Raw genomic sequence first — 21,864 nt, 5'->3', positions numbered from 1 at the left:
TCCGCCAACCGGTCCTCATGTTCAGGAGTAAGGCCCGATGGCTAACACGTTCATCACCCCTACGATCATCGCCCGGCAGGCGTTGGCGAACCTGTACGAAACGACGGTCATGGCCCAGCTCGTACACCGTGACTACGAGGAGGAGTTCGTCAACCGGATCGGTGACACGATCACGATCCGGAAGCCCGCGACCTTCGAGGCCAAGCCGTTCAACCGGACCACGGGCATCGAGATCCAGAACGCGACCGAGGGCAGCATCCCCATCCGGCTGGACAAGTTCGTGGACGTCAGCTTCGCCGTGACCAGCGAAGAGCTGACGTTGGACATCATCGACTTCAACGCGCAGCTTCTCGCCCCGGCGGTGGAGGCCATCGCGCAGAAGATCGACCGCGACATCCTGTCCCTGCGGGCCGACGTCCTCCAGCGCACGGGCAAGGCCGGGACCACGGTGACCGGCGTCGGCGGTCCTATCACTGGCACCAACGAATGGGCCTGGGACAACCCGCGCGTCGCGATCGACGCACGCAGGGTGTTGAACCAGCGAAACGTTCCGCCCACAGACCGCACTCTCGTGGTCGGTCCGGAGATCGAGGCGCAGTGGCTCGGCGACCCGCTGTTCCACCAGGCCGACACGCGCGGCGACACCGAGGGTCTGCGCGAGGCCAACCTGGGTCGACGGATCTTCGGATTCGACGGCTACCAGACCCAGAACATCAAGGGCCCGACCGGCACGCCGACAACCGGCCAGCCGAACACCGAGATCGGCGTCGCCTTCCACCGGACCGCGTTTGCACTGGTGACGCGGCCCTTGGTGCTGCCGCAGGGCGCGGCCAACGCGCACGTCGAGTCCTACAAAGGGTTCGCGTTGAGAGTGGTCATGGGTTACGACCAGGCCAAAAAGCAGGACGTGGTGAGCATCGACACCCTGTACGGGGTCAAGACGCTCGACGCCGACCGCGCTGTGCTGATCCACGGGGTCGCGGCCTGATGTGGCGATACCGGAACGCCAACACCGGCGACTTGGTGGACCTGGAGCAGCGGGACGCGTGCCTGGACATGCTCTCCAACTGGTCCGCCGCCCGGGTCGGCGACACCGCACCCGCTCCTGCCCCGGATCCGGCTCTCCCCCCTCTGGCCGACCCTCTCACGGCGGCCAGAGCCGGGCTCCGGCCGCCGGAGGACGCCAAGAAGGACGCGTGGATCGCCTACGCCATCTCGCGCGGCATGGCCGCTCGCGACGCGCAGGCCCTGCGCAAGGACGCCCTGATCGAGGAGTTCGGCGAGAACTCCGACAACGACGACGAGGAGCGGGAGGGGGAGACGGATGGCCAGAGCTAACCTGCCCATCACCGCGATGCTGCGCACCGGCGTCAACCTCGCGGGCGCGCTGACGCCCGCGACCTTGGACGGGCACTCCTTCACGCACTCCCCGAAGCGGCAGCTCCGCGTCAAGAACACCGCGTCGGCCGCGCGGACGGTGACCGCGGTCATCCCGGGCGAGCTGGAGGGGCAGCCGCTCCCGGACGTGCCGTACACGATCCCGGCGAACACGGGGGACGTGCTCATCCCGCCCTTCGGCGATGTGTACCGGCAGCCGGACGGCACCGTGCGGATCAACTACGACGACCCGGCCGGTGTTTCGGTCGCCGTCTACGAACTCCCCTGAAAGGTGGCTGTGGTGGCGGTGGTGTACGCGACCGCGGACGACTATGCGGCCTACACCGGGCAGTCGGCCCCGGCAGGAATCGACGCGGTGCTGGCCCGCGCCTCGGAGCGGATAGACGAGCTGCTGGTGACCGCGGTCTATGACGTGGACCCGGCGACCGAGATGCCGAACGCCCCGAAGGAGGCCGAGGCCATCAAGCGGGCGACGTGTGCACAGGCGGCCTGGTCGCTGGCGGTCGGCGACCCATACGGCGTCGCGGCGGCTTTCAAGTCGGTGCAGATCGGCTCCGTCAAGCTCGACCGCGCTGGCGGGCGCGAGGCGGGGCCGGCCCGGCACGCTCCGGACGCGGCGTCGATCCTGCGGACGGCCGGGCTCCTGCCGGGCTTCGTGATCGACCAGGGCGCATGGTGAGGTGGTCGCGGTGCTGATCCCGGAGTGGGTGTTCACGCACGAGGCGGTCATCGAGCCGTTCGAGGGTGAGGGCGCGTACGGGCCGATCTTCGGCCCTCCTGTGCCTGAGCGGTGCCTCGTGGATGACGAGCGGCGGCTGGTCCGCAATGCCGAAGGCAGCGAGACGGTCAGCGATACGACGATCTTCTTCCCGCCCGGCACCCGCTGCCCCGAAGGGTCGCGCGTGACGGTCAACGGTCGCACGACCACGGTCATCGCCTCCCACAACCGGACCGGCGGCGGCCTGCCCACGCCCGATCACACGGAGGTGGTGTGCCGATGACGCAACGCGCGATCGACGCGGGCGTGCGCATTGACCTGCATGTCAACCCGGAGGAACTGGAGGCGCGAGCGCGCCGGGCGATCGAGACCGGGCTTCAGGCAGCGACCGAGCACGTGCTGACCATGACTGAGCCGCGCGTGCCGTGGCAGACCGGCGACCTGGAACGGTCGGGCAGCGCCCAGGTGGACCGGTCGAACCTGGACGGAGTCATCTCCTACGACCAGCCGTACGCGGTCGCCCAGCATGAGCAGCTCGACTGGGAGCACCCGCTCAAGGGGCAGCCGAAGTTCCTGGAGACCACGCTGTACGAGGAGGCCGCGACCGTCCGGGCGATCGTGGCCAAGGCAGTCCGGAAGGCGCTCGGCGGATGACCACACCCCTGCCCGGCGAGTATTCGCGAGGGCTGCTGAACGGGCTGGCCGCATTGCTCGCCGCGCGCGGGGTGGGGGTGTGGAACCCGGTCGGCAAGTACACCGCGAACCAGCTCGCGTTGACGATCGGTGGTCTGCCCGCGACCCCGGACACAGCGATCTCGCTGGCCATCTACGGGACCGGCAGCGACGACCTCGACAGCGGCGACTCGACCGTGCTGGTGCAGGCGCGGATGCGGGCCAAGGGCGATCCGCGCGACGTCGGCGACTACGCCGACGCCATCTTCGCGGTGCTGCACGGCCTGACCGAGACGCGGCTGCCGTCCGGGGTGCTGGTACTGCTGGCGCGGCGGACAGTGGTGGCGCCGCCCGGCCGCGACGGGACCGGCCGGTGGGAACGGGCCGACTCCTACGAGCTGATGGTGCACTGGCCCACTCCGCAGCGGGACGACTAGCCCGCCTTCTTTTCCTTCTTCGCGGCCTCCGGCATGGCCGGAGTGCCCGTGCGCACGAAATGGAGACAATCATGGCTCTGGTGAGCATGCTCGCCAAGCACTGGCGCATGGATGTGAACACCGCCGGGGTGGGCGCGACCGTGCCCGCGTGGACGCCCGTCCGGGGCCTGTCCAAGTTCGAGAAGACCACGGACGACAACGTCGAGGACGACGGCAATTTCGATGACGAGTCGGGCTACGGCTCGGACGTCATCACCGAGCGGAAGTGGAAGATCGAGGCCGAGGGCAAGAGGAAGCGCAACAACAGCGAGGTGTTCGTGCCCGACGCCGGGCAGGAGTACATCCGAACGGCCGCCCGCAAGGTCGGTCTCGGCGCGTTCATCGAGGTCCGCTGGTACAGGCGCGACGGCAGCCCGGAGGCGTACCAGGGCACCTGCCAGGTCAACGAGTTCACGGTCGGCGGCGAGAAGACCGACCTCGAACCGTTCAGTTTCACGCTGCTCGGCTCGGGCGAGGACGCCGAGATCGAGAACCCGCTGGTGGCTCCGTGACGTCCTTCCGCGACCTTGACGAGTTTTTCGACCCGTCGCTGCGGCTGCCCATCAAGGGCAAGGTGTACGTGATCCCACCCACGGATGGGGAGATCGGACTGCTGTGCCAGCGGCTCATGCACGCCGCTCTCGCCGCCGAGGCGGGGGAAGACGTGGACGAGGCGGGCCTGAACCACCTCGCCGAGACCGTGCTCGACGACGACCAGGAGAAGGACCTCGACAAGAGGATCCTGGGCCCTGTCTACGACGAGATGATCGCTGACAAGCTGGACTGGCCGACCCGGCAGCACGTCGGGCAGACCGCGCTCATCTGGGTCGCGGCCGGGATCGAGGCTGCGGCCAAGCACTGGGAGTCCCCTGCGGGGGAAGCGACGGCCCCGAATCGGGCGCAGCGTCGGGCGGCAGCAGCGCAGGCCCGATCGACCCGGTCACGGGGCTCGCAGAGTGGTACGACCCGGACGACGGACTCTCGCTCTCGGAAGGGCGGCGCGTCTCCTGGCACGACATCTTGAAGCTGTGGACGCTCGTCGAGGCCGATCTCCACCAGGTGTTCGGGATCGACCTCGACGAGCCAGCCCAGTTGCGCGCCCGCTCCTGGCGGGGGCTGCGCACCCGGATTGTTGGTCTGCTCACCGCTGACACTCGCTTGGCTCGGGCGCTCGACCCGGGCGGTCGCAAGATCTGACCGCCGCCACCGCCGCCGCTCGTTTGCGGTTCCGCGAACGAAACCCCGCCCTCTCGCCCTCGTGACCTTTTTATCCGGAAGGCGGTGGAGCGGTGGCGCTCAACGTCGGAGAGCTGTTCGGCACGATCAGCCTGCGGGACCGGCTGACCGGCCCGCTGCGGCGGGCGCTGAACTTCTTCCGCGACAAGGCCAAGGAGTTCGCCTCCCACGCCGGGGCCATGGCCCGCTCCAGCGCCGCGCTCGGAACCCGGTTCACGGCCATGTCGCTGGCCGGGTCGGTGATGGCGGCCGGGCTCGCCGCGGCAGCGCAAGGCGGCCCCCAGTTCGTGGCCGCACTCGCTCCGGCGATCGGCATCGCGGCGGCCTGGCCAGGCGTGATCGCGCTCGGCGTCGGCGCACTGGCCACGCTCAAGCTGGCCCTGTCCGGGGTAAGCGACGCCTTCAAAGCCGCCCTCGGCGATGATCCAAAAAGGTTCGAGGAGAGCCTTCAAGGGCTCTCACCCGCCGCGCAGGCCGCGGCCCGCGAAGTGCGGTCACTCAAGCCGTCGATCGACGGGCTACGGAGCGCGGTCCAGGATGCCTTCTTCGCTCCGCTGGCAGGCCAGATCCGGGCGGTCGCCGACGCGCTGGTCGGCCCCCTCCAGACAGGCATGTCCGGGGTGGCGAGCGAGTTCGGTCTCGCGGCGACGGAGGTGGCGCGGTTCGCCGCCTCGTCGGCCACCGCCTCAGCCCTGACGACGATCTTCGCCTCATTGCGGTCCGCTGTGGCCGCGATCCGGCCTGCGATCCAGCCGTTGCTGGCTGGGTTCCGCGACATCGCGGTGGTCGGCTCGCAGTTCGCGTCCGGGCTCGCCCCGGGGATCGCCTCCGCCGCGCAGAGGTTCGGTGAGTTCCTGTCGCAGGCCGCCGCGAGCGGCCGGGCGCTCGGCTGGATGCAGGGCGCGCTGGCAGTCTTCAAGCAGCTCGGCGGCATCCTGACGAACGTCTTCGGCATCGTCCGCGCGGTCTTCTCGGCGATGGAGACCGGCGGCACGGGCGCGCTGGGCGTCGTCGGGCAACTGCTCGGCAAGGTCAACGAGTTCCTGAACTCGGCGCGGGGCCAGGAGATCCTGGTCGCGATCTTCCGGTCGTTGTCGCAGGTCGGAAGCGCCCTGTTTCCGATCTTCACGGCGCTCGGAGGCGCGGTCGCGCAGATCGCGCCGCACATCGCCAACATCGCGACCGCCCTCGGTCCCGGGCTGGCCGCCGCGGTCTCGGCGCTTGGGCCGGCCCTGGCCGCGCTGGGACCGGGGTTGACCGTGGTCGCGGAGATGCTGGCTCGCGCGTTCGCCAGCCCGGAGTTGCAGGCTGGGCTGCTCCAACTGGGTCAGGGCTTGTCGGCCGCGCTGGTGGCGGTGGCGCCGCTGCTGCCGATCGTGGCACAGCTCGCCGGGATCCTCGGCCAGGTCCTGGGTATCGCCCTGACCAACCTATCGGCGGTGCTCGGCCCTGTGATCGCGGCACTGGCAGAAGCCCTGCAACCAGCGCTCATAGCCGTTTCGGGCGCTTTGTCCCAGCTTGGACCGCTGATGCAGCCCGTCTATGCGGCCTTCGGTCAGATCGCGGCTGCGGTCGTGCAGCAGGTGCTGCCGCCGTTCCTCCAGCTCGTCCCATCGCTCCTCAATGGGCTGATTCCTGCCTTTGTCGAACTAGCCAGGGCGATGCTGCCTCTTCTTCCGATTTTGACTGATCTTGCGGTCATGGTCATCCAGCAGGTCCTCCCCGCCCTGATCCCGATCCTGCCCATGCTGGTCCGGCTGGGGGCGGGGTTCGCGCAGTTCGGAGTGAAGGTCGCCCAGGTCGTCGCTCAGATCAAGCCGCTGATCGAGGCCGGGGTCGCGGTCTTCCGGTGGATGTACAACGTCCTCGTCGGCAATTCGATCATCCCGGACATGGTCAACGCGATCGGCCGCTGGATCGGCACGAACCTGATCGGCTGGTTCACCCAACTGCCAGGCCGGATCAAGTCCGCCGTGTCGGGGATCGGCTCGACCATGGCGGGCATCGCGCAGGACGTGGTGTCCGGCTTCTGGAGCCGGCTCCAGTCGCTGGCAGGCAGCCTGTACAACAACGTCCGCAACTTCTTCTCCAACATCGTCAACTCGGCGAAGAACGCGCTCGGCATCCACAGCCCGAGCCGCATCTTCGCGTGGATCGGCAGCATGATCCCCGCTGGTATGGCGCGCGGCATCAACCAGGGCGCGGGCCTGGTGACCGCGTCGCTGCGGAAGGTCGCCGCCATGGCCGCCTCCACAGCGATGCCGAACCTGGCCGTGCCCGGCGTGGACGTGCCCGACCAGCTCGCCGGCGGCGGGCTCGGCAGCGCGCGGGCTGTGATCCACCAGACGAACTACTACCCGCAAGCCGAACCGACCAGCACGAGTGTCAACCGCGGGCTCCAGCTCGCGGGTGCTCTGGGGGTGATCTAGCGTGCCGTCCTACACGCTCGACGGCGTCCCGCTGGATCACCCCGCGGGCTGCTGGAAGCTCAAGCGGGGCACACAGCGCCGCCCGCTGCCTGGCGCGCGAGCGGTCCGGGTGACCGTACCGGGCCGTGCCGGCGAACTGCCCATCACGGGTCTCGATCACGAGGTGACCTCGTTCTCCTTGACATTCGCGGTAACCGGAGCGACCCCGGCCGGGGCAGACGGCGGCTTCTCTCAGATGGAGGCCAACCTGGAGGCGCTGGGCGTGCTGCTCGGTGTCCGGCATCGCTTGATGTCGCTGCGCTATGAGGCCGGCGCCATCGTCCGGGTGGCCGACGTGACCGTTACGGCGGCCAGTGAACCTGAGGTGAACACCGGTGCCGCCCGCGCCAAGCTGACCGTGGTCGTCGAGGTGCCTGGCGTGTACTGGCGGGACGAGGCCGTCACGACCTGGGAGGGGTCGGCGAACTCCACCAACCAGACGGTCACGACCCTCTCCGGGAGCACCGCGCCCATCACCGACGCGCTGATCCGCGTCACCGGTCCGGCCACGAGCATCACCATCCGTGACGTGGCCACGCAGGGTGCGGTCGGGCTGCTCACCTCCGGCAGCAACAGCATCACCGCGGGTCAGCGGCTGCTCATCGACTGCGCAGCGATGCGCGCCGCCATCGTCACCACGGACACGTTCGACCTCGCGACGGGCACCGACAGGACCGGTGTGATCTCGGTGTTCGGGCCGGGGAGTGCGTCGCGGTGGTTGCACCTCACCCCGGCCGTGGCGGTGGGAGACCCGTTCTCTCGGGCGGTGCTCATCTCGTGTTCCGGTTCCGGCGTCACCGCCGCATCGAGACTCGAAATCCGAGCGTGCCGCGCGTTTCTGTAGCTGCGATGCAACTCTCACGATGAACACATACCGCAACTGGCTAACTACGAAGCGTAAGGGTAATCTCGCTAACAGTATGGTGCCCAACTCTCCATAACACATGAGTGGTTGGGCTAGCCTAGGCAGGAACACGGAAACGAGGCCCCGGCGGACTCGCGAATTCCAACCGGGGCCCCGTCGTGTGGGCGGACTCAGTAGCCGATCAAGCTGCTGAGTCCGTTCCTATTTAGGGCCCAGTCGAGGAGGATGAGAAGGAGTTGCAGAAGCAACACCCGGTCCTCGTCGCCAGGTTCCCCATAGATGCCGCGCAACACGCTCTCCCTATGACCGGACCACGCCCATATTGGGAGGTCAGCCCCGGTCTCCGGCCGACCCAATTGGAACCGACCGGCTGACGAGTATGTTGTGCAGCTTCCATGAATCGTAGTGGCATCGGAACGAACTCGGAGATTTTCCGGTCCGCATCTTGTTCGATTTTCGTGCCTACAAAACGCTCTTTGTCTTGCTATGTGACGGATTGGCAAGTCAAAAAAGTCAGGCGAAATTTAGGGCAAAACGGCCTTTACGCCGCGCACCGCTAAATGGCGCATTATGGGCGGACGGAGGCGTATATGTTCGACCTCCGCCTCGTCGCGTACGCCCCCAACGGGGCACGGCTCGGCCTCCTGCCGCACCCGCTGTCCATCCAGGTCGCGTGGCCCCTCAACGACGTGCCCAGCCTCAAATTCGCCTACAGCTCGCACGCGGTCGGCGCCGCCCTGATCGCCCAGCCGTGCGAGATCGGCGTCCAATGGTCAGCGGACGGCAACGTGTGGACCGAGAACGGCGACGGCCGGTTCCTCCTCGCCCGCCGCGAGGGCGACCATCTCGACCCCGCCGGTACCTGGCGGTTCGACTGCCCGAGCTACCTGTGGGTGCTGCGCAAGACGGTCACGTACGCGCACGCCTCGATCGCCCCCGTCAACGGCCAGCGCGTCTACGGCAGCCCGACACCGAACGCCACCGCCGGGTTCATCATGAACAGCCTCCTGACGGAGGCGCAGGCCCGCGGCGCCCTGACAGGGTTCGCGTGGACGTTCACCGGCAGCCTCGACACCGCCCTGCTGTCGTGGAACCAGACGTTCGGCCTCGGGGTACCACTCGGCACCGACGTCCTCGCCGTTCTCCTGACGCTCGTGGACGCCGGGTTGATCGACATCCGCATGACTGGCCCCCGCACGCTGTCCGCGTGGCGACCCGGCACAGCGATCTTCCGCGACCTCACCATCCTCCCAACGCCCGTCGAGCTCGCCGCCGGCCGGGACATCCGGGCCGCCCCCGACGTCGGCACGCTGGAGGACCTGGCCAGCGCCGCGTACGTCGTCGGCGACAACTCCTTCCGCGTCGAGCGCGTCAACGTCGGCACGCCCCTTCCGTGGGGACGCTGGGAGATAGGCGTCCGCCAGGTCGGCGTGACCGAGGCGACCGCCGCTAACCTCGTCGGCGAATCCCTGCTCCTGCGCGGCGCGGTCGAGCGCGTGCAGCGCACCCGCGAGCTGTCGCTGGCCAGAGCACGATGGCTGCCGCTTCGGGACTACCTGCCCGGTGACCGGATCTACGCGCCCGGCCAGGCCGGGCAGCGGGTCGGCCTGCGGGTGCGGCAGATCACGCTCACGCGCACCGATCGCGGGGTTATCGGCGGAAACCTCGTCCTCGATGACCGGCTCGCCGACAACGAGATCCGACTACGCCGCCGGATCGCCCACCTCGCCCACCGCCCGTGAGAGGAACGTCGTGCAGGTCATCACCCCCGGGGAGCCGGAGCCATACGCGCTGCGCCTGGTCGTCCACGCCCCCAACGGCGACCAGTTGGGGCTCCTGCCGCATCATCTCGGGTTCGAGGCCGGGATGCCGCTCAACGACGTCCCCTCACTCAAGCTCACCTACCCGGCGGCCGGGGTCGGCTCCGAGCGGCTGGAGCAACCCATCGAGCTGGCAGTGGAGGTGTCGGTCGGCGGCGGCCCGTGGCTGGAGCCGAACGACGCCCGCTTCCTGCGGATCAAGCGCGGCAGCAACGCCACCGACCAGAGCGGTGCCCGAACGTACGACTGCCCTGGCTACGCGTGGATGCTGCGCAAGCTGCTCCTCTACGCAGGTCCGGTCACGGTGGACGGCAAGCGGCCGTTCTCGGCCGTCAGCGCGGGGGCGATCCTGCGGACGTTCGTGGACGAGGCCCAGGCGCGCGGCGCTCTGCCTGGGCTCGGGGCGGCATTCACCACCACCCACGACAGCGCCGGGGCCCCGTGGGACAAGACGCTCACGCTCCAGATCGAGCCTGGCACCGACCTGCTCACGCTGTTGATCAACCTGTCCGAGCAGGGCGTCTTGGACTGGACCATGTCCGGACGCACGCTCCGCGCCTACAACGAAAGCACCGCGCTCGGGGAGGACCTGGCCGCCGGTCCGGCCCCGGTGGACCTGCGGCTCGGCCGCGACATCGACGACGCCCCCACCACCGCCACTCTCGAGGATCTGGCGACCGCGATCCTCGTGCGCGGCGAGGCCGGGCTCACCGTAGAGGTGACCAACCCGTCCGCGCCCGCGCCGTGGGGACGGTGGGAAACATCCCAGTCTCAGGGTGGGGTGACCGACCAGGGGACCGCGGTCCTCCTTGGCGCCAACGCCCTTGAACGCGCAGGCCGCGAGCGGACCCAGCTCACGCGCGGCATCCGGTTCGGGGCGGCGCGGTGGCTGCCGCTGGTGCACTACCGGCCGGGCGACGTGGTGCAGGCCCCCGGCGACGGAGGGGTGATGGAGCCGCTCCGGGTCCGGCAGATCACCGTGTCGGCGGACGGCGACGGCGCACTCGGCGGCAACCTCGTCCTGAACGACCGGTTTATCGAACGCGAGATCAGGCTCGCCCGGCAGGCGGCGGGGATGCTCGCGGGCGGCGTTTCCTCTGGCGGCACGGGCGGGGAGCCCGCTCCGGAGCCGAGCGGGCGCGTCGCCGCAGCCCCGGCCGGGCTCATCGTCGCCACCGCGGCGTACGTGGACGAGCACGGGTTCGCGCGTGGGCAGATCACCGCCACCTGGAGCCCTGTGACGGCCGACACCGCAGGTGTGGCGCTGGACGTGGACGGTTACGAGCTGTACGCCCGCGTCAACGCGACGGGTGAGGTGTGGCGGCACATCGCGACCTCGGACGACACCACGGCGACGTACTCGCCGCTGGTGGTGGCCACCACGTACGCGTTCAAGGTGCGCGCGACCGCGCAGGGCACGAAGGGCACCTTCAGCAGCGAGTTTGTGGTCCTGGTGCCGGACGATGTGACCCCGCCGCCGGTCCCCTCCACGCCGGTCTTATCCACGCGGCTTGGCGTGATCGACGCGGCCTGGAACGGGCTCGGGTCGGTGGGGGAGCCGATGCCGCCGGACTTCGAGCACGTCCGTGTCCACATGGCATCGGCCGTTGATGGCCCGTGGACGGTGGTGGACCATCTACGGGCGGCCGGCTCCGCTCTGATCGCCGACCAGCCGTACAACAGCCCGCGGTGGCTCCGGCTCACGTCGCTGGACCGGCGCGGCAACGAATCCGCCCCCTCGGCCAGCGCCTCGATCGCGACGCAACCACTCGTCAACGGCGACGTCATCGGGAAGGTGCTCGATGGGGCGAACATCATCGACGGCACGGTGAACGCGGCCGACGCCGTCGTCGCCAACACCATCACCGGCGGCCTGATCCAGGCCCTGACGATCGAGACCCCGCACCTGAAGGCGAACGCGGTCACGCTCGACAAACTCGCGGCCGGGTCGGTGGACGCGACCCGCCTGACTGCCACGGCAATCGATGGCAAGACCATCACCGGCGCGTTCATCCGCACCGCCGCGACCGGCCGCCGTCTGGAGTTCGCCCCGCCCGGCGCGACGTATCCGGAGATGCGGTTCATCCCCGCCGGCTCGGGCACGAACTACACCCGGCTGCGCACCAGGGACGACTCGTTCGCGGGCGAGGCCACGTTCGAGGTCACCTCCGGCACCAACTCCGGAGCGACCGCCGCATCCCAGACGCTGATCGCCGCGGGGTTCATGCAGATGCAGGTCCGGGACTCCACCCTGACCAACTCCAACGGCGGCCTCATGGAGCTGGCCGAAGGCTACGCCCGATATGGCTACTTCAAGGACGCCTCGCGGGAGCAATACTTCTGGTTCGACAACAGCGGCCGGACCCGGCACGTGGGCAAGTGGTGGGACTTCACCATCCTCGGCTCAACGGCAGGCATCCTCGCCGGGTCCATCACGTTTGCGTCGGCCGGGTCCGGAGCCAACATCCGGTTCCTGTCGTACGGCACGGAGATGGACGGCAACATGGGGCCGGTGTGCGTGCTCAGGCGCGGCATCAGCAGCCCCACGTCGCACACGCCCTCGGGGTCGTGGTACGAGACCGAGTCGCTCCCGACCGGGTTTCGGATCAGCTCGTCGTTCCCGGACGGGTTCGCCATCTACTGGTGGTCGCACCGCCACTAACACACCCACGAAGGGGTTTGATCATGCCTGCTGAGGTGGTGCAGGTGTGGGACGCCGAGCTGTCCTACACCCAGACGCCGCTCCACGAGACACCTACGCCGGTCGCGCCGCACGTGGACGGGGCCGAACCGCTCTGGTGCGTCTACCAGTACGCGCCGGCGACCGGGGTGGAGATCCATCACGCGCTGCCGCACACGCTGCTGGAGTGGCGGTGCGCCCTGTACGGGCTCGACCCCGACGACGTGGCTACGCTGCTCGACGTCGCGCTCCATGAGCCGTACATCCCAGCGGCGGATGACGTGCTCACCCGCACCGATCCGTCTGCTGTCGCGGTTTTGAAGGCGACGCACGGCCTGCCCACGTGCTGGACTCCCGGCGTGTCGGAGGAGGAACGGCGGGCCGCGTACCTCGCCCGGATCGCCGCGGTGAAGGAGCACCGGGTGCAGTTGGAGCCCGCGCCGCAGACGATGCGCGCGGACGCGCTCACCTACGTCGGCTCTGACCAGGTGGCGCCCGCCGACCCGCTGGAGCCGATCACGTCGCTGATCCGGCTCGACCCCGTGCGCATTGGCGCACGGCGTATGGCCGCCGAGTGGCTGCGCGCCTCCCGCACTGACCAGCTACCGCAGCCCACGTTCCAGCTCAAGCCGGGCGGCACGTTCGTCGGCATGCAACCTCGACAAGGAGATGCCTGATGCTGCTATTCACGCCCACTGACACTGACATTGAACTGCCGATCGGTGACGACCCTCAGGGCGGCCCCGGTCCGGACGTGGCCAAGGTTGAGGCGGCGGCCACGTTGTTCTACAAGTACGGCCACGCCGGGGTGCGCGCCATCTACGCGGGTGGCCAGACGGTGATCCGCAGCGATCGGACGTGGATGGTGTGCGTGCGTGACACCACCGCCCCACCGCCAGCGTGGGTGCTGTACGCCGTCGTGGACAGGCCGACCGGGCTCACCGGTTATAAGACGGAGCCGGTGTCGGCTGTGGAGTTCGCCCAGGCGCTCGCTGCTCAGGGCCGCGCGGTGGCGGTGCGCCGGTACGACGGCTATGAGGTGACGCACCACCTGAACGGTGAGTCGGTTCCTCTGTGACGGGAGACTCGCTCGTGCAGGTGTTCGTCGTGGCCGGGACCATCGCCGGGGGCCTCGCGCTGCTCGGAGTGCTGGCCAAGGGTGGTGCCTGGCTGTGGCGGACGTTCACCGCTCTGAAGGACTTCCTCGACGACTGGAAAGGCGAACCCGCGCGAGCCGGCGTGGAGGCACGGCCGGGCATCTCTGAGCGGATCGCCGTGATCGAGAGCGAGTTGCACCCGAACCACGGCACCAGCCTGCGCGACGCAGTGGACCGGCTTGAAACCTCGGTGCGCCGGGTCGAGGACGGCTTGGCCGAGCACCTCCGGCAGCACCGCGGGCACCGGGACGGCGGCTGAGCCCTGTTGATCGTGTTCCGCGCGCGGGACGGCGTGAATGTCGTGCCCGCTGTCCTTCCCATCCGCATCAGCGACGACGAGCTCAAGATGAGCGTCGCTGACTGGCTCGCTCTCAAGGAGACCAGCATGTCCCACCCCTCCATGCCGGACCTGTCCGAGGAGGTCCCGATCCTGGACGGTCAGATGCCGCTGCCGCCGTACGCGGACGCGGGCGTGACCGCGCTCGACCCCGCTCAGGCCGAGCTGCCGCAGGAGCCTGGCAGCGCCGTCGAAGACGATGAGAGCGAGGTGGCCGAGTGAGCGCCTACGCCCGCCGCTTCTACCTCCAGCGCGACCGCGATATCACGGGCGCGTCCGGAACTGGGCACGTGGCGGACGGCGTCCTGTGGCCAGACGGGTCCGCGTCTGTGCGGTGGCGGGGCGTACGACCGTCGTCGGTGCACTGGGACCGATTCGCCGATGCCGATGCGATCCATGGTCATGGCGGCGCCACCCGCATCGTGTGGCTGGACAACGCGAGCGATGAGGCGAAGGAGGATGTGGCTCGTGGCGACGAAACCTGAAGACCGCCTGCTCGCCGTCGTTCGCGGCCAGCTCGGTACCACCGAGTCTCCGACCGGCTGGACGAAGTACGGGTCGTGGTGGGCGAAGCGCCACGACAAACCCGCGTCGTGGGCGACGGCCGCGTGGTGCGACATGTTCGTGGCCTGGTGCGCGGCCCAGGCCGGGCTCATCGGCGTTGTCGGGGATCATGCCTACACGCCGTCCCACGCGCGGTGGTTCAAGAACCGCGGCCAGTGGGGGCGGACCCCGAAGAAGGGCGCGATCGTGTTCTTCGACTGGGGTGGCTCCCGCGACATCCTGGCGATCGACCACGTCGGCATCGTCGAGGCCGTCAAGAACGGCGGCCGGACGATCGTGACGATCGAGGGCAACACCGAGAACCGGGTGAAGCGCCGCGAGCGCTCCCTCGCCAACGTGGCCGGGTTCGGCTACCCCGCCTACCTGCCTGCACCGGCCACCAAGCCCCCAGCCGCTCCGGCGCTGACCTGGACGGAGGAGATCGTGAAGGACCTGCCGACGCTTCGTCTCGGAGCGGGCAAGAGCAAGACGGACCCGCTCCGCTGGCACGTCAAGACCGTCTTCTACCTGCTGCACGCGCGAAGCTTCGGCGTCAACGGCGGCGTAGACGACACCGTGTTCGGCGAGCCGATGCATGACGCGGTGCGCACATTCCAGCGGGCGGCCGGGCTGAAGGACGACGGCGTGGTCGGGCCGAAGACCTGGCCCGCGCTCATGCGCGTCTCGTAGATCGCTCGTTGGCGTTTCCGCCAACTTTTCTCATGCCAGGCCCGCCATGGTGCGGGCCTTCTCCATGTCTGGAGGACCCTCATGACCAGCATGACCAAGCGCTCTGTCTTCGGGCAGGAGCCTGCGACGATCATGTACGTGCTGAACGCGCTGCTGGCGTTCCTCGTCACCATCCCGGCCCTTGGCCTCACCGAGACCGCCGCGGGCTGGATCTCCACGATCGGCTCCGGCGCGCTCGCGCTCATCGTCGCCTGGCAGACCCGGCCGTGGGTCATCTCGGCGTTGACCGGCGCAGTGTCCACGATCCTCACCGGTGTCTCCCACTTCTGGCTGGTGCTCCCCCCGACGCAGACGGCTGCGTTCATCCTGCTGCTGTCGGCGGTGCTCGGTCTGGTCCTGCGCGGCCAGGTGTCCCCGAAGACGGGGCCGGTCGCGCACGTGGTCGTCGTAGAGGAACGGCTGCCGTAGGCTCCGGATGCTCAGACAGGAGGAGGCCCCACCCGCTTTGGCGGGTGGGGCCTCTTTCGCATTCTCAGGCCGACATGTCCGCCTGAGGCGGCGGCCACGAATTCGCACACATGCCCGACAAACGGCGGAGGTCAGTCGTACGGTGACCCCAATTCCTCGCGAAAGGGAAACACCATGCACTGCCTGCCTGCTCTGCACATCTGTGCCTACGACGTGAGGGGAAAGCTGACCGCCACCGGCCAGCTTCGTACCTCCCGCGAATCGGGACTGGTCACACGGACTCACCAACTGCTGGCCGGCCTGGCCCGGCACACTCCTGGAATCCGGGTCGCGCTCACCAAGACGGGCGCGACCACACCCGGCGGTGTCTACGAACTCCAGACGCCCGAAGGGCTGGCCGTGACCGTCCGGGAGATCGCCACAGCACTACCCAAGCTCCTGTACCAGGGAGGTCACAAGAGCGAACACCTCGTCCAACACTTCTACGAAGACACGATCGACGACCCAGGCAACCAGGTGTGGTCGTTGCTGGCCACGCAATACGCCTGCGCCATCGGCGCCGCGGGCATCCCGCACGTCCTGGCCCAGTCGATCAACCCTCTCGTCAGCCTGCTGAAGGCCCACGAACTCGGGCTGCTCGGCAAGGTCCATCTGACCGGAGTGATCAACGACAGCGGGCCCGACTTCGCGCGCCGGTTCGACTACCTGGCCCGCCAGCTCACGGACGGCGCGCAAGTGACAGTGATCGCCGTGTCGGAATCGGTGCGGCAGGAACTGTACGCGGCCGGACTCCCCGAACACGCCGTGCGCAAGGTGCTCAACGGGATGGACATCAACGCCTTCACCGCCCGGCTGCGGCGAGCCGAGGCCGCCGCGGTGTGGGAGCGGGTCCGGGAACGCAACAAGGTGCCGCCAGGGCTCCGGGTCATACTGGTGTGCGCCAGGCGAGTCGCCTGGAAGGGCCACCAGGACGTGATCCACGCGGCCCGCATACTTGCGGAGCGCGGCCGGTTGGAGGGCACGTGCATGGTGTTCAACGGCGCGGGCATGCTCGACAGCCGCGCCCCCGAATACGAGCAGGAACTTCGGTCGCTCATCGCCGATCTCGACCTGGACGGCAAGGTGTTCCTCCTCGACGAACTCACCCGCGAGGAGGTGGTGTCCTGCTACGTTGGCGCGCACGTCGCGGTGCACCCCTCACGCAAGCCGGAACCGTTCGGATACGCCAACCTGGAGGCGATGCTGGCCGGTGTGCCCGTCATCGCCACTGCGCATGGCGGGCCGCTGGAGTACATCGAACACGGCGTCTCCGGGCTGCTGGTCCCTCCGCACGACCCGGAGCAGATCGCCGTAGCGCTGGAAGCGCTGCTCGGCGACGACGCCTTGCACGCGCGCATGGGCCGGGCAGGACGCGCCAGCGCGGAACGGTTCAGCCTCGACGCCATGTTCGACGGCTACCACGACGCCATCACCGCCACCGCGGCGATGCACGGGGGAGGCCGGTGATGGCGCTACTGACCCGGCCGCGAACCCACTATGAGAAGATCGGGGAGGGCAACCACAGCGAGGTGTACCACCGGCCCGGCAGCCGCTGGTGCGTTCAACTCTTCAAGATGGACTGCCCCGAGCTGACCGCGGCCAAGGTCCGTCGCGAGCACGCCTACCTGATGAAGGCGTACGCCGACATGCCGGGCCTGATCCCCGCCCAGCGGCTGTTCGCCCCGGATGAGGATGCGCATATCTCCCGGACGCTGCTGGTCAAGGAGTGGGTCCAGGTCGATACGTCGCTGCCGCTGAACCGGATCCACGGCGACGACCTCACCCACGGTCGCCGCGCCCAGCTCCAGCAGTTCATCGGCATCACGCGCGGTCTGCTGGCCAGGGGCGGCGCCGAGGAGGTGTTCCTGCCGGACCTGAACGACCCGCAGTTCACCAACCTGGGGTTCGACGTGGCTGGTGCTCTGCGGCTGTTGGACACCAACCGGCTGATCAGCACGGCGAAGCTGATGAGCCTGCCCGAGGGGGAGCCCTTGGACCTGGTCAAGCGGCGTATCCACGCCAAATGGCTGCGCCGCCTGATGTATTTGGAGGCAGCGTTCACCGGTAGGCCCCGGGCTGCGCTGCGAAGTGACCCGCTGTTCGCCCGCTACCTCGCGCCAGCCAGCTTCGACACCCTGTTCAACGACAGCATCGCCGCAGGCGAACTGCTGTAACACGCGCGTGGCGTGGCCCGAAATGACGATCTCGGGCCACGCCCCCGTGACACGATGACATCCAATCATCGACGACACCGAGGACGTTCCATGCTGCGTATCGCCATCCCGAACAAGGGCTCCCTGTCGGCTCCAGCGTCGGAGATGCTCCACGAGGCCGGATACCGACAGCGAAGCGAAGCCAAAGAACTCGTCGTCGAGGACCCAGCCAACGGCGTCGAGTTCTTCTTCCTACGGCCCCGCGACATCGCCGTCTACGTCGGGTCCGGCAAGCTGGACATCGGCATCACCGGCCGTGATCTGCTGTGGGACTCCGGGGCCGCCGCCGACGAAGCCCTCACCCTGGGCTTCGCTCCAGCGTCGTTCCACTTCGCTGGAGCATCCGGGATCGCCGAAACGGTGCATGACCTCGCCGGGAAGACGATCGCGACCTCCTTCGTCGGGCTTGTCGAGAAGCATCTGGCTGAGCACGGCGTGGTCGCCGCAGGGATCGTCCACCTGGACGGCGCGGTGGAAACGTCGCTGCGGCTGGGCGTCGCTGACGTGATCGCTGACGTCGTCGAAACGGGGACGACCCTGCGCAACCTCGGACTGACCATCATCGGTGAGCCGATCATGGAGTCCGAAGCCATCGTCATCCGCCCCGCCGGAGCACGACCCGCGCAGGACGCCGAACAGCGCTTCTTGCGTCGCCTGGAGAGCGTGATGGTCGCGCGCCGATACGTCCTGATGGACTACGACATCCCCGTCGAGCGCGTCGAGCAAGCCATCGCGCTCACCCCCGGCCTGGAATCGCCCACCGTCTCCCCGCTCCACCGCGAGGGGTGGGTGGCAGTGCGCGCGATGGTCCCCGCTGACCAGCCCCAGTCCCTCATGGACAAGCTGGAGGCCGTCGGCGCTCGCGCCATCCTGACCACCCGGATACACGCCTGCCGCGTCTAAGACCACGAGGAGGCCCCCACCCGCTTCGCCCGACAAGGCAAGGCGGGTGGGGGCCTCTTTCGCGTCGCTCATGCTTTGTCAACGTCCGATCATGTTGTTCTGCTCCGCCATGGGTGCAACAGAAAGGGGCTCCAGTTTCCACGTGCTCAGGCCGCCCCGTCCCCGGTTGGGGGACCGAAGTCGTCATTGTCCGTTGAGACGCTGGTAGGCAACATCCTGGATCCGTTTGGACGATCCAGTTCGGCGATCACCTCCAAGTACACCTGCGAGCGGAAAACCCACCCGTTCGACGCCATAAGGGCAGGCACCAGGTTGGCGATGTCATGAGTCTGAAGGTCATCAGTCCGGTGGCCAGCCGCGATCAGGTCCATTTCGACGGTGGCGAGCAACTCGACCAGGCGCTGGGCGTGACTGGCCACGTTTCGGTAGCGCCCAAACCGGGCCTGGCGAGTCTGCTCATCATCGGGTTCGTTGATCCAAAAGGCGAGAGTGGCGACGAGGTCTCGCATCTGCCGCACTCTTTCAGACCTGTGGGGCGTGGACATTCGGCTGCGCCATCCTCTCGACTCGCGCGCGTCAGACAGGAAGCTGCTCCTCTGTGAACTGGACGCGATTCGGGTTTGCCGCGATCCGCAGCAGCTCGATCGCCCGGCCGCGCTCGTCTGCGATGACCTGGTCAGCAGCCAGCACCCACGACCCCTTGGCGAGCTTGAGCCACGCGGCCTCGTCGTCGGTCGCGAGCCGCGCCCCGATCGTGCGCCGAGTGACGGCCGCGGGGGCGTGGCCGGCCTGGGCGAGCGTGGTGTAGATGCCGCCGGGCACCTTCCGCTCGGTCGCGATCGGCGTGCCCTCGACGAGTTCGCGCGGGTAGATGGCCTGGTCCAGCCGGACTGGCGCATAGCCGTGGCCGTCAAGCCAGGAGATCGTCTTGTTGGCGGACTCGTCGCTCGGCTCGTCCTCGGTGACAGGGCCAACGAAGGCGATCCGGGTTCGGATCGTCACTGCGGCGTCGGCGTCGATGCCGAGCAGTTGGGCGACGTCCTGCTCGGCGCCCTTGCTGGTGACAGAGGTGGTGATCATGCGCCCGTCGAGGCCGGCGAGCTTGCAGCACTCGGACCAGGGGAGCGGGCCGTGGCCGTGCGGGTTGTGCAGGATCAGGTCCACGAGCGGCGGGTTGGGGTCCTGCACGAGCATGCCGTAGCGGGGGACGCGCCGGATCAGTCCGTCCGCGACGAGGAGCTTGTAAGCCCGACTGAGGGTGTTGGTCGAGATCCCGTGGTGGGCCATGAGCTTGTCGGCGTTCGGCAGGTACGAGCCGACTGGGTACGAGCCGTCGATGATCTTCTTGCGGAGGTCGTTGGCTACGTCTTGGTAGGTGGTGGAGTCGGCGGGCATGCCACGCATGTTATGCGCATGACAACGATCTGTCGAGCGGGTTTCCGCCTCTCACGCTGCCATGGTCAACTCGGGCCATGGCGACATTGGTTCTTTCGTCGGATCCCCTCGGGCGGACGCTCTGCGGCTTCCCGCAACACCACCAACATTTTCGCGCGGAGCGCCTCCCACAGTTACCTGACGTCGATGACGACCACGGTGATGTTGTCCGGGCCACCGCCCTCCAGGGCCAGTGTGATCAGGCGCTCAGCCACGTCCTGTGGATCGGTGATCGAGGTCAGAATTTCCCGTATGACGTCGGTCGGGACGACGCCGCTCAGGCCGTCCGAGCACAGCAGAAACCGGTCGTCGAGGCGCAAGCGGTGCGAGGTCAGGTCAGGGGAACGTCCATCGGCTCGGCCGTCGAGGAACCGTGTGATCCTCTCGGGCAGATTGGGTACATCGGCCGCATCCGCCACGAGGTTCCGGTACGTGTGATCTTCGCTGATCTGGGTGAGGTCGCCGTCTCGCAACCGATAGGCCCGCGAGTCTCCGATGTTGGCGAGGGCGGCTGTGGTCCCAGACCAGAGCATGGCCACCAGCGTGGTGCCCATGGTCGCCAGCTTCGGTTCGGCTTCGATCCGGTGGCGCAGGGTCTGGTTGGCGGAGTGGATCGCCTGGCCAAGCAGCGTAGGAAGGTCCGCAGGCGGGTGTGAGTGATCGTAGGGCTTGAGTGTGTCGATCACTGTGGTGCTGGCGATGTCGCCAGCAGCGTGTCCGCCGAGGCCGTCAGCGACGGCGAACAGGTTCTGACCGGCGTAGACGGCGTCCTCGTTGCGGCGGCGTACGAGCCCAACGTGCGTGCGAGCGGACGCTTCAACGGTGAGTCGGCTCATGGGCGTTCACCTGCCGGTCTCGATCTCGTCTGCCGGACCCTGAATGTCAGGCCAGGGCGATTGCGCGGACTCGTCCCGGTGCAGTACGTGCACGGTTTCTACCCGGTCGCTGGCGACGATGTACTCAGTGACCTCGATTGGCTGGCCGTCGCCTCCGGAGGTGCCCACGCGCACGATCTCCAGTACGGGCAGGCTGATCGGAATCTCCAGCAGACGGGCCTCATCAGCGGTCGGCGTGCGTGCCCGGTGGAACTCGGTCCAACTGATCGGCCAGTGGCCGGCCTTCTCCAGCAGATACAGCCAGTGGCCTGGGCCGGGGTCCTCGGACGCCACCTCAGGCGCGTCGCCCACTCCCCGAGGGTGAATCCACGAGATGTTGATCTGGAACGGCGGCTCGGACTCAGGGCCAGTGACTCGGAACCGACGCATCACGGGGGTGCCGGGTTCGACGCCCAGCAGTTTGGCGATCCTCGGGTCGGTCAGCGGTTCATGTCCAGCCAAGGGCGTGATGTGGTGCTTCCACTTCTCTTGGCCGGAGGCCGAGGGGAACGAGTAACCTGCCCGCGGGGTGGCCTTGTTGCGTTTCACCAGGTTTCCGCGGGGCCTGCGCAGGCGCATCATGCCGTGCCGGACGATGATGCCGCGACCTTGCACAGCCCACACCACGCCTTCGGCTTCCAGCGCTCCAACGGCCCGCCCGATCGTGTCGCGGTTCGCCCCGTACTCCGCCGCAAGATCGTTCAGGCGTGGAAGACGGGAACCCGGCTTCCACTCGCCAGCGTGGACCCTTCGCCGGATGTCGGCGGCGATGTCCAAATAGCGCGAGTGCTGCACCCGAAACCTCTCCTTCAAGATTGTCCCCGAACAATCACTTGACAATTGTCCCCGGACATTAGACCGTACAGGAAGAC

The 21,864-nt window shown here is 68.3% G+C and carries 28 protein-coding genes; 24 read left to right on the top strand and 4 right to left on the bottom strand.

The features are described 5' to 3' along the window. Positions 1-37: 37 nt before the first annotated feature. The 24 genes from ACZ6S0_RS45890 to hisG all read left to right on the top strand — a co-directional run bounded on the left by ACZ6S0_RS45890 (position 38) and on the right by hisG (position 18,683). Positions 38-988: a major capsid protein gene (locus ACZ6S0_RS45890; RefSeq protein WP_465926107.1), complete on the top strand. Its 951-nt coding sequence runs from the start codon at positions 38-40 to the stop codon at positions 986-988. After that, on the top strand, positions 988-1,338 hold the full coding sequence (locus ACZ6S0_RS45885; RefSeq protein WP_465926105.1) for a hypothetical protein: 351 nt from the start codon (positions 988-990) through the stop codon (positions 1,336-1,338). The genes ACZ6S0_RS45890 and ACZ6S0_RS45885 overlap by 1 nt, the downstream gene beginning before the upstream one ends. After that, the gene (locus ACZ6S0_RS45880; protein ID WP_465926103.1) at positions 1,325-1,666 is read left to right on the top strand and encodes a hypothetical protein; all 342 of its coding nucleotides are present in this window, start codon (positions 1,325-1,327) and stop codon (positions 1,664-1,666) included. Before ACZ6S0_RS45885 ends, ACZ6S0_RS45880 begins: the two co-directional genes overlap by 14 nt. A 12-nt stretch (positions 1,667-1,678) precedes the next feature. Then, entirely contained in the window at positions 1,679-2,077 is a 399-nt protein-coding gene (locus tag ACZ6S0_RS45875; RefSeq protein WP_465926101.1) for a hypothetical protein, read from the top strand. 10 nt (positions 2,078-2,087) lie between these two features. Continuing rightward, positions 2,088-2,399, top strand: a complete 312-nt coding sequence (locus ACZ6S0_RS45870; protein ID WP_465926099.1) for a hypothetical protein — start codon at positions 2,088-2,090, stop codon at positions 2,397-2,399. Further along, complete coding sequence (locus ACZ6S0_RS45865; RefSeq protein WP_465926097.1) at positions 2,396-2,770, top strand: hypothetical protein; 375 nt, start codon at positions 2,396-2,398, stop codon at positions 2,768-2,770. The genes ACZ6S0_RS45870 and ACZ6S0_RS45865 overlap by 4 nt, the downstream gene beginning before the upstream one ends. Beyond that, a complete protein-coding gene (locus tag ACZ6S0_RS45860; RefSeq protein WP_465926095.1) occupies positions 2,767-3,225 on the top strand; it encodes a minor capsid protein in 459 nt (152 codons plus the stop codon). Before ACZ6S0_RS45865 ends, ACZ6S0_RS45860 begins: the two co-directional genes overlap by 4 nt. A gap of 71 nt (positions 3,226-3,296) precedes the next feature. Next, positions 3,297-3,776 carry a phage tail tube protein gene (locus tag ACZ6S0_RS45855; RefSeq protein ID WP_465926093.1) on the top strand — a complete coding sequence of 160 codons (480 nt, stop codon included), beginning with the start codon at positions 3,297-3,299 and terminating at the stop codon, positions 3,774-3,776. Further along, positions 3,773-4,288, top strand: a complete 516-nt coding sequence (locus tag ACZ6S0_RS45850; RefSeq protein ID WP_465926091.1) for a DUF7426 family protein — start codon at positions 3,773-3,775, stop codon at positions 4,286-4,288. The genes ACZ6S0_RS45855 and ACZ6S0_RS45850 overlap by 4 nt, the downstream gene beginning before the upstream one ends. Further along, positions 4,285-4,461, top strand: a complete 177-nt coding sequence (locus ACZ6S0_RS45845; RefSeq protein WP_465926089.1) for a hypothetical protein — start codon at positions 4,285-4,287, stop codon at positions 4,459-4,461. The genes ACZ6S0_RS45850 and ACZ6S0_RS45845 overlap by 4 nt, the downstream gene beginning before the upstream one ends. 218 nt (positions 4,462-4,679) lie before the next feature. Then, the gene (locus tag ACZ6S0_RS45840; RefSeq protein WP_465926087.1) at positions 4,680-6,929 is read left to right on the top strand and encodes a phage tail protein; all 2,250 of its coding nucleotides are present in this window, start codon (positions 4,680-4,682) and stop codon (positions 6,927-6,929) included. Between the two features lies 1 nt (position 6,930). After that, positions 6,931-7,812 carry a hypothetical protein gene (locus ACZ6S0_RS45835; protein ID WP_465926085.1) on the top strand — a complete coding sequence of 294 codons (882 nt, stop codon included), beginning with the start codon at positions 6,931-6,933 and terminating at the stop codon, positions 7,810-7,812. Positions 7,813-8,423: 611 nt separating this feature from the next. After that, the gene (locus tag ACZ6S0_RS45830; protein WP_465926083.1) at positions 8,424-9,575 is read left to right on the top strand and encodes a hypothetical protein; all 1,152 of its coding nucleotides are present in this window, start codon (positions 8,424-8,426) and stop codon (positions 9,573-9,575) included. Continuing rightward, positions 9,508-12,315: a hypothetical protein gene (locus ACZ6S0_RS45825; protein ID WP_465926081.1), complete on the top strand. Its 2,808-nt coding sequence runs from the start codon at positions 9,508-9,510 to the stop codon at positions 12,313-12,315. Before ACZ6S0_RS45830 ends, ACZ6S0_RS45825 begins: the two co-directional genes overlap by 68 nt. A 23-nt stretch (positions 12,316-12,338) precedes the next feature. Then, positions 12,339-13,010 carry a hypothetical protein gene (locus ACZ6S0_RS45820; RefSeq protein WP_465926079.1) on the top strand — a complete coding sequence of 224 codons (672 nt, stop codon included), beginning with the start codon at positions 12,339-12,341 and terminating at the stop codon, positions 13,008-13,010. Then, positions 13,010-13,411 (top strand): hypothetical protein, encoded by a 402-nt coding sequence (locus tag ACZ6S0_RS45815; RefSeq protein ID WP_465926077.1) that lies wholly within the window; start codon positions 13,010-13,012, stop codon positions 13,409-13,411. The genes ACZ6S0_RS45820 and ACZ6S0_RS45815 overlap by 1 nt, the downstream gene beginning before the upstream one ends. Beyond that, positions 13,408-13,749, top strand: coding sequence for a hypothetical protein (locus tag ACZ6S0_RS45810; RefSeq protein WP_465926075.1), 342 nt, complete (start codon positions 13,408-13,410; stop codon positions 13,747-13,749). Before ACZ6S0_RS45815 ends, ACZ6S0_RS45810 begins: the two co-directional genes overlap by 4 nt. Positions 13,750-13,791: 42 nt before the next feature. Next, a complete protein-coding gene (locus tag ACZ6S0_RS45805; RefSeq protein ID WP_465926073.1) occupies positions 13,792-14,049 on the top strand; it encodes a hypothetical protein in 258 nt (85 codons plus the stop codon). Continuing rightward, complete coding sequence (locus tag ACZ6S0_RS45800; protein WP_465926071.1) at positions 14,046-14,312, top strand: hypothetical protein; 267 nt, start codon at positions 14,046-14,048, stop codon at positions 14,310-14,312. Before ACZ6S0_RS45805 ends, ACZ6S0_RS45800 begins: the two co-directional genes overlap by 4 nt. Continuing rightward, complete coding sequence (locus ACZ6S0_RS45795; RefSeq protein ID WP_465926069.1) at positions 14,296-15,060, top strand: CHAP domain-containing protein; 765 nt, start codon at positions 14,296-14,298, stop codon at positions 15,058-15,060. The genes ACZ6S0_RS45800 and ACZ6S0_RS45795 overlap by 17 nt, the downstream gene beginning before the upstream one ends. A 90-nt stretch (positions 15,061-15,150) precedes the next feature. After that, on the top strand, positions 15,151-15,528 hold the full coding sequence (locus ACZ6S0_RS45790) for a hypothetical protein (RefSeq protein ID WP_465926067.1): 378 nt from the start codon (positions 15,151-15,153) through the stop codon (positions 15,526-15,528). Positions 15,529-15,702: 174 nt separating this feature from the next. Continuing rightward, positions 15,703-17,034 (top strand): glycosyltransferase family 4 protein, encoded by a 1,332-nt coding sequence (locus tag ACZ6S0_RS45785; protein WP_465926065.1) that lies wholly within the window; start codon positions 15,703-15,705, stop codon positions 17,032-17,034. Next, on the top strand, positions 17,034-17,741 hold the full coding sequence (locus ACZ6S0_RS45780) for a hypothetical protein (protein WP_465926063.1): 708 nt from the start codon (positions 17,034-17,036) through the stop codon (positions 17,739-17,741). The genes ACZ6S0_RS45785 and ACZ6S0_RS45780 overlap by 1 nt, the downstream gene beginning before the upstream one ends. 90 nt (positions 17,742-17,831) lie before the next feature. After that, positions 17,832-18,683, top strand: a complete 852-nt coding sequence (gene hisG, locus ACZ6S0_RS45775; RefSeq protein WP_465926061.1) for an ATP phosphoribosyltransferase — start codon at positions 17,832-17,834, stop codon at positions 18,681-18,683. 146 nt (positions 18,684-18,829) lie between these two features. Here hisG and ACZ6S0_RS45770 read toward each other — a convergent pair whose 3' ends face one another. The 4 genes from ACZ6S0_RS45770 to ACZ6S0_RS45755 form a co-directional block, all read right to left on the bottom strand. Continuing rightward, a complete protein-coding gene (locus ACZ6S0_RS45770) occupies positions 18,830-19,192 on the bottom strand; it encodes a hypothetical protein (RefSeq protein WP_465926059.1) in 363 nt (120 codons plus the stop codon). A gap of 67 nt (positions 19,193-19,259) precedes the next feature. Beyond that, complete coding sequence (locus ACZ6S0_RS45765) at positions 19,260-20,078, bottom strand: GntR family transcriptional regulator (RefSeq protein ID WP_465926057.1); 819 nt, start codon at positions 20,076-20,078, stop codon at positions 19,260-19,262. A gap of 173 nt (positions 20,079-20,251) precedes the next feature. Next, positions 20,252-20,953, bottom strand: coding sequence for a PP2C family protein-serine/threonine phosphatase (locus ACZ6S0_RS45760; RefSeq protein WP_465926055.1), 702 nt, complete (start codon positions 20,951-20,953; stop codon positions 20,252-20,254). Between the two features lie 6 nt (positions 20,954-20,959). Continuing rightward, the gene (locus tag ACZ6S0_RS45755) at positions 20,960-21,787 is read right to left on the bottom strand and encodes a GntR family transcriptional regulator (protein ID WP_465926053.1); all 828 of its coding nucleotides are present in this window, start codon (positions 21,785-21,787) and stop codon (positions 20,960-20,962) included. Between the last annotated feature and the right edge of the window lie 77 nt (positions 21,788-21,864).

The sequence above is a fragment of the Nonomuraea sp. NPDC051298 genome, from assembly GCF_055586305.1.
This window is presented reverse-complemented; position numbering and strand designations above follow the sequence as displayed.

Excerpts from the sequence above, each read along its gene's own strand:
- ACZ6S0_RS45890 (WP_465926107.1), top strand. The coding sequence starts at position 38 with ATGGCTAACACGTTCATCACCCCTACGATCATCGCCCGGCAGGCGTTG.
- ACZ6S0_RS45885 (WP_465926105.1), top strand. The coding sequence starts at position 988 with ATGTGGCGATACCGGAACGCCAACACCGGCGACTTGGTGGACCTGGAG.
- ACZ6S0_RS45880 (WP_465926103.1), top strand. The coding sequence starts at position 1,325 with ATGGCCAGAGCTAACCTGCCCATCACCGCGATGCTGCGCACCGGCGTC.
- ACZ6S0_RS45865 (WP_465926097.1), top strand. The coding sequence starts at position 2,396 with ATGACGCAACGCGCGATCGACGCGGGCGTGCGCATTGACCTGCATGTC.
- ACZ6S0_RS45860 (WP_465926095.1), top strand. The coding sequence starts at position 2,767 with ATGACCACACCCCTGCCCGGCGAGTATTCGCGAGGGCTGCTGAACGGG.
- ACZ6S0_RS45855 (WP_465926093.1), top strand. The coding sequence starts at position 3,297 with ATGGCTCTGGTGAGCATGCTCGCCAAGCACTGGCGCATGGATGTGAAC.
- ACZ6S0_RS45840 (WP_465926087.1), top strand. The coding sequence starts at position 4,680 with ATGGCCCGCTCCAGCGCCGCGCTCGGAACCCGGTTCACGGCCATGTCG.
- ACZ6S0_RS45830 (WP_465926083.1), top strand. The coding sequence starts at position 8,424 with ATGTTCGACCTCCGCCTCGTCGCGTACGCCCCCAACGGGGCACGGCTC.
- ACZ6S0_RS45825 (WP_465926081.1), top strand. The coding sequence starts at position 9,508 with ATGACCGGCTCGCCGACAACGAGATCCGACTACGCCGCCGGATCGCCC.
- ACZ6S0_RS45820 (WP_465926079.1), top strand. The coding sequence starts at position 12,339 with ATGCCTGCTGAGGTGGTGCAGGTGTGGGACGCCGAGCTGTCCTACACC.
- ACZ6S0_RS45815 (WP_465926077.1), top strand. The coding sequence starts at position 13,010 with ATGCTGCTATTCACGCCCACTGACACTGACATTGAACTGCCGATCGGT.
- ACZ6S0_RS45790 (WP_465926067.1), top strand. The coding sequence starts at position 15,151 with ATGACCAAGCGCTCTGTCTTCGGGCAGGAGCCTGCGACGATCATGTAC.
- ACZ6S0_RS45785 (WP_465926065.1), top strand. The coding sequence starts at position 15,703 with ATGCACTGCCTGCCTGCTCTGCACATCTGTGCCTACGACGTGAGGGGA.
- ACZ6S0_RS45780 (WP_465926063.1), top strand. The coding sequence starts at position 17,034 with ATGGCGCTACTGACCCGGCCGCGAACCCACTATGAGAAGATCGGGGAG.
- hisG (WP_465926061.1), top strand. The coding sequence starts at position 17,832 with ATGCTGCGTATCGCCATCCCGAACAAGGGCTCCCTGTCGGCTCCAGCG.
- ACZ6S0_RS45770 (WP_465926059.1), bottom strand. The coding sequence starts at position 19,192 with ATGCGAGACCTCGTCGCCACTCTCGCCTTTTGGATCAACGAACCCGAT.
- ACZ6S0_RS45765 (WP_465926057.1), bottom strand. The coding sequence starts at position 20,078 with ATGCCCGCCGACTCCACCACCTACCAAGACGTAGCCAACGACCTCCGC.
- ACZ6S0_RS45760 (WP_465926055.1), bottom strand. The coding sequence starts at position 20,953 with ATGAGCCGACTCACCGTTGAAGCGTCCGCTCGCACGCACGTTGGGCTC.